Origin of the sequence: Streptomyces sp. 8K308, assembly GCF_004348315.1 — a bacterium.
In the GTDB taxonomy this organism is placed as follows: domain Bacteria; phylum Actinomycetota; class Actinomycetes; order Streptomycetales; family Streptomycetaceae; genus Streptomyces.
On the sequence record NZ_SMKC01000460.1, the window covers coordinates 1 to 4,563 of the forward strand.

Consider the following 4,563-nt stretch of genomic DNA (forward strand, 5'->3'; position numbering starts at 1 on the left):
GGCCCTGCCCCCGCCGCCACCGTCACCGCCGGCGCCCGCGCCGCGGCGGCCGCGGGCGCTCTCGACGCTGGCCTGCAGCGCGTCCATCAGGTCGATCACGTTGGTGGAGCGCGGCGGCGGCGCGCCCTTCTCGACGGTGCCGCCGGTGCGCTTCGCCTCCACCAGCTCGAGCACCCGCTCCTGGTAGGTGTCGTGGAACTCCTCCGGGTGCCACTCCATGCTCAACGCGTCCACCAGCTGAATGGCGGTCCGCAGCTCCTTGTCCGAGATCTCCGCCCGTTCGGGGAGGTCGCCGATCTCGCGGCGCGGCTCGCGTACCTCGTCCGCCCAGTGCAGGGTGTGCAGCGCCAGCACCTCGCCGTCCGCCCTGACGGCGACCAGGTACTCCCGGTTGCGCATCACGAAGGTGGCGACGCCGGCCTTGTGGGACTCGGTGAGGGCGTCGAGCAGCAGGGAGTACACCTTGGCGTACTCGGGCCCTTTGGGGGCCAGGTAGTAGGACCGGTCGAAGTAGATCGGATCCACCTGGTCGAGGCCGACGAAGCCGGAGATCTCCAGGCCCTTGGAGCGCCCCGGGGCTATCTCGTCCAGCTCGCCCGGCTCGACGATGACGTACTCGTCGCCCATCTCGAAGCCCTTGACGATCTCCTCGGCCGGCACCTCGTCGCCGGTGCGCTCGTTGACCCGCTTGTTGCGGACCCGGTCGGAGGTGCCGCGCTGGATCTGGTTGAAGCGGATGGTGTGGCTCCGGGTCGCGGTGAAGAGCTGCACCGGCATCGCGACCAGGCCGAAGGACAGCGCGCCGCTCCAGATCGCCCTCGCCATGGGAGCACCTCCTCACCTCACTCCCATGGCACCCCGGGCGGTCGGAGTTCGCATCCCGGCCGCGGGGCTCAGTACCGGTAGAAGCCGGCGCCGGTCTTCCTGCCGAGCTGGCCGGCGGCGACCATCCGCAGCAGCAGTGGCGGCGGGGCGTACAGCGGCTCCTTGTGCTCCGCGTACATCGACTCGGCGATGGAGACCACGGTGTCGAGCCCGATCAGGTCGGCGAGCTTGAGCGGCCCCTGCGGGTGGGCACAGCCGAGCTCCATGCCGCTGTCGATGTCGTCCCTGGTGGCGGCGCCGGACTCGAACATCCGGACGCCCGCGAGCAGGTACGGGATCAGCAGCGCGTTGACGACGAACCCCGAGCGGTCCTGGGCGCGAATCACGTGCTTGCCAAGGACCCCAGTGACCAACGCCTCGGCCCGCCGCACCGTCTCGTCCGCCGTGGTCAGCGCGGGGATGACCTCGACGAGCCGCTGCACCTGAGCCGGGTTGAAGAAGTGGACGCCGAGGACCTGGGCCGGGCGCGTGGTGGCCACGGCGAGGTTGACCAGCGGGATGGCGGAGGTGTTGGAGGCCAGAATGGCGTCCGGTCGGGTGACGACCTGGTCGAGCACCTGGAAGATCTCCGTCTTCACCGGCTCCTTCTCGACCACCGCCTCGATCACCAGGTCGCGCTCCGCGAACTCGCCCAGGTCGGTGGTGAACGTCAGCCGGTCGAGGGCCGCGTCCCGGTCGGCCTCGGTGATCTTGCCGCGCTCGACGGCCCGGTCGAGCGAGGCGACCAGACGGGTGCGGCCGATCTCCAGGGCCTCGCCCGTGGTCTCGGCGACCATCACGTCGAGTCCTGAGCGGGCGCACACCTCGGCGATGCCGGCGCCCATCTGGCCGCAGCCCACCACACCGACGCGTTCGATGTCGCTCATCGACCAGCCCTTCCGCTCCGCCTCGTGCCATCCGCGTGATCGTCGTCGCAGGGATGACGTTACCCCCGGGCGGAAGGGGGAGGGCCGGCCGGGGCCGGGCCCTCCCACGCTGATCAGCCGACGGCGCAGGAGGTGCCGTTGACCGCGAAGGCGGTTGGGCTGCCGTTGGCGCCGCTCCAGCTGCCGAGGAAACCGACGGTGGTGGAGCCGCCGGGGGACAGGGTGGAGTTCCACGCGGCCGGGGTGACGGTCACGTTCGAGCCGCTCTGGGTGAAGCTCCCGTTCCACAGCTGGCTGATGGTCTGCCCGGCCGGGAAGGCCCAGGTCAGCCGCCAGCCGCTGACGGGCGTGGCGCCGGTGTTGGTGACCGTGACCTCGCCCTGGAAGCCGCCCTCCCACTGCCCGGAGATCCGGTAGCCGACCCGGCACGGCGCGTCGCCCGGCTCCTCAGGGTCCTCCGGGTCCTCGGGATCGCCCGGGTCCCCGCCGCCCGACTCGCTGGTCTCGCCGTAGATCACGCCCCGGCCGTTGGTGCTGACGTAGACCCGGCCGAAGACCCGCGGGTCGCCGGTGATGGCGGCCCCGGTCCAGGCCCACTGGTGCTCGTCGTCGTTGATCCGCACCCAGGTGGCGCCGGTGTCCGTGGAGCGGTAGATGCCGCGGACCCCGCCGACGACGCCGCTGCTGTAGAGCGTCTGGTACGAGGCGCCGGAGGCCGCGGCGCCGAAGCCGATGGTGTCCGCGGTGATGGCGGAGATTCGGGTGAAGCTCGCGCCGGAGTTGGTGGAGCGCCACAGGCCGCCGCCGGCCAGCCAGACGTCGCCGGTGCGCCCGGGCACGGCGGCGAAGCGCACGTCGCCGGTCGGCAGCCCGGTGGCGGCGGTTGTGAAGGAGGCCCCGCCGTTGGTGCTGACGTAGAACGTGCCCTGGTGAACGCCGTAGAAGAGGTTGGGGTTGACCCGGTCGGCCTCGACCCGCGCGCCCTGCGGGATGCCCTGGGACGCGGTCCAGGAGTTGCCGAAGCCCACCGAGTAGTACACCCCGGCGCCCTCGGGGCTCCACACGAAGCGGCTGCCGTCGGCCGCGGCCGCCACCGTGCCGCCGTGCGCGCCGCTCGGCGCGGTGCCGGCGAACCAGTTGCCGCCCCCGTCGGTGGAGAAGTTGACGGTCGGCGCCGTGGACTCGCTGACGTGGTTGCCGACCCGCACCACGGTGGCGGGCGCCAGCTCGGCGAAGTCCAGGCCGGTGGTGGTGCCGAAGGAGGGGAAGGCGTCGGACGGCACCTGGGTCAGGCTGGTGTGCCGGAAGCCGCCGATGTCGCCGAGACCGCTGAGCAGCGGGGCGCCGCTCGGCGGGCTCGCCAGGTCGTTGACCGCCGTCTCCTCGAGGCCGCGCACGTAGGGGCGGATCGTGAAGGTCTGGTTCCGGTCCCAGTTGGTGAGCTGGGTGGTGCCGTAGAGCGTGGCGCCGGTGCCGTAGAACAGCCGGTCCGCGTTGAACGGGTCGATCTCCATCCCCTCGGTCATCCAGCCGAGCTTGGGCGACTCCTCGGGCGGCTGGGGGGTGGTGTTGAAGTCCATCCAGGGCACCGAGGAGATGTCGATCGTGTAGCGCTTGCTGCGGTTGGGGTAGCTCGTGAACTCCCAGGAGCGGCTCCAGCTGTCGCCGCCGTCGGTGGAGCGGAAGATCTGGGTGTCGGGCCACCAGGAGCTGTAGCCGGTCACCATCACGGTGCCCGGGTTCTGCCGGTCCACGGTCAGGCCGCTGAAGCCGAAGTACCGGTCGCTGCCGGCCGCCACCGGGGAGACGTCGGTCCAGGTGCCGGCGTCCGTGTCGAACCGCCAGACCTGGCCGTCCGCGCCGGCGTAAGGGCCGGCGTCGTCGCTGGTGGCGATGTAGAGGTCGCCGGTCTCCTCGTCGAGCACCCCCTTGTGCGGCAGGTAGCCGGTGGGCTGCCCGGGCACCGCCTGCCAGGTCGCGCCGCCGTCGGTGGATCGGTAGACGCTCTCGCCGAGGTCGGCGACGCCGGCGTAGATGGTCCGGGTGGGGCTGCCTGGCGAGCCCGTCGACGGGTCGAAGGTGATCCAGGTGACCCCGACCAACTCGCTCTGGTAGCCGGTGGAGTCGCTCGGGTCGGGGGCGTAGTCACCGGGGTTGGGGAACGAGGTGACCTCCTGCCAGCTGACGCCCGCGTCGGTGCTGCGCCACAGGCCCTCGCCGCTCGGCGCGCCCAGGTAGAGCACGTCGTTGTCGTTGGGGTCGACGACCAGGCGCTCGCCCATGCCGCGGCCCGGCATGTTGCCGCCGAGCTTGAAGGGGAGCTCGGTGGTCTGCCAGGTCTCGCCCCGGTCCGACGAGCGCAGGACGGCGCCGTTGTTGGGGTCCCAGTCGTTGGTGTAGCTGCCGACGGCCGCGTAGACGCGGTCCGGGTCGACGGGGTCGGTGGCGATGGAGGCGACGCCGGTGTAGCCCCAGTCGTCCCAGCCGACGTGGTCGAGGAGCGGGATCCAGGACTGGTCCGACTGGTTCCATCGGTAGGCGCCGCCGATATCGGTCCTGGCGTAGATCAGGTTGGGCTCGGTCCGGTTGAAGACGATGCTCGGCACGAAGCCGCCGCCGCCGATCGCGACGTTGTCCCAGGTGTAGTCGGCGGCCGCCTGGACCTCGGCCCCGACCTCCTCCTGGGCGCGGTCGGCCGCGGCGCTCGCCGGGGCCGTCGTCGCGGCGGTGAGCAGTCCGCCCGTGAGAGCCATGCCGGCCAGCAGGGCCGTCGCCGGTCTCCCTCTTCGCACGCTGGCGCTCCTCTCCTTAC

Annotated in this window: 3 protein-coding genes; all 3 read right to left on the bottom strand. The window is 71.9% G+C overall.

The features are described from left to right. Positions 1–825 (bottom strand): Ku protein (locus E1265_RS33925; RefSeq protein ID WP_132934794.1); only part of this gene is annotated, 825 nt, incomplete at its 3' end. 68 nt (positions 826–893) lie between these two features. Beyond that, positions 894–1,751 carry a 3-hydroxybutyryl-CoA dehydrogenase gene (locus E1265_RS33930; protein WP_132934795.1) on the bottom strand — a complete coding sequence of 286 codons (858 nt, stop codon included), beginning with the start codon at positions 1,749–1,751 and terminating at the stop codon, positions 894–896. Positions 1,752–1,864: 113 nt separating this feature from the next. Then, positions 1,865–4,543, bottom strand: a complete 2,679-nt coding sequence (locus E1265_RS33935) for a cellulose binding domain-containing protein (RefSeq protein WP_132934796.1) — start codon at positions 4,541–4,543, stop codon at positions 1,865–1,867. Between the last annotated feature and the right edge of the window lie 20 nt (positions 4,544–4,563).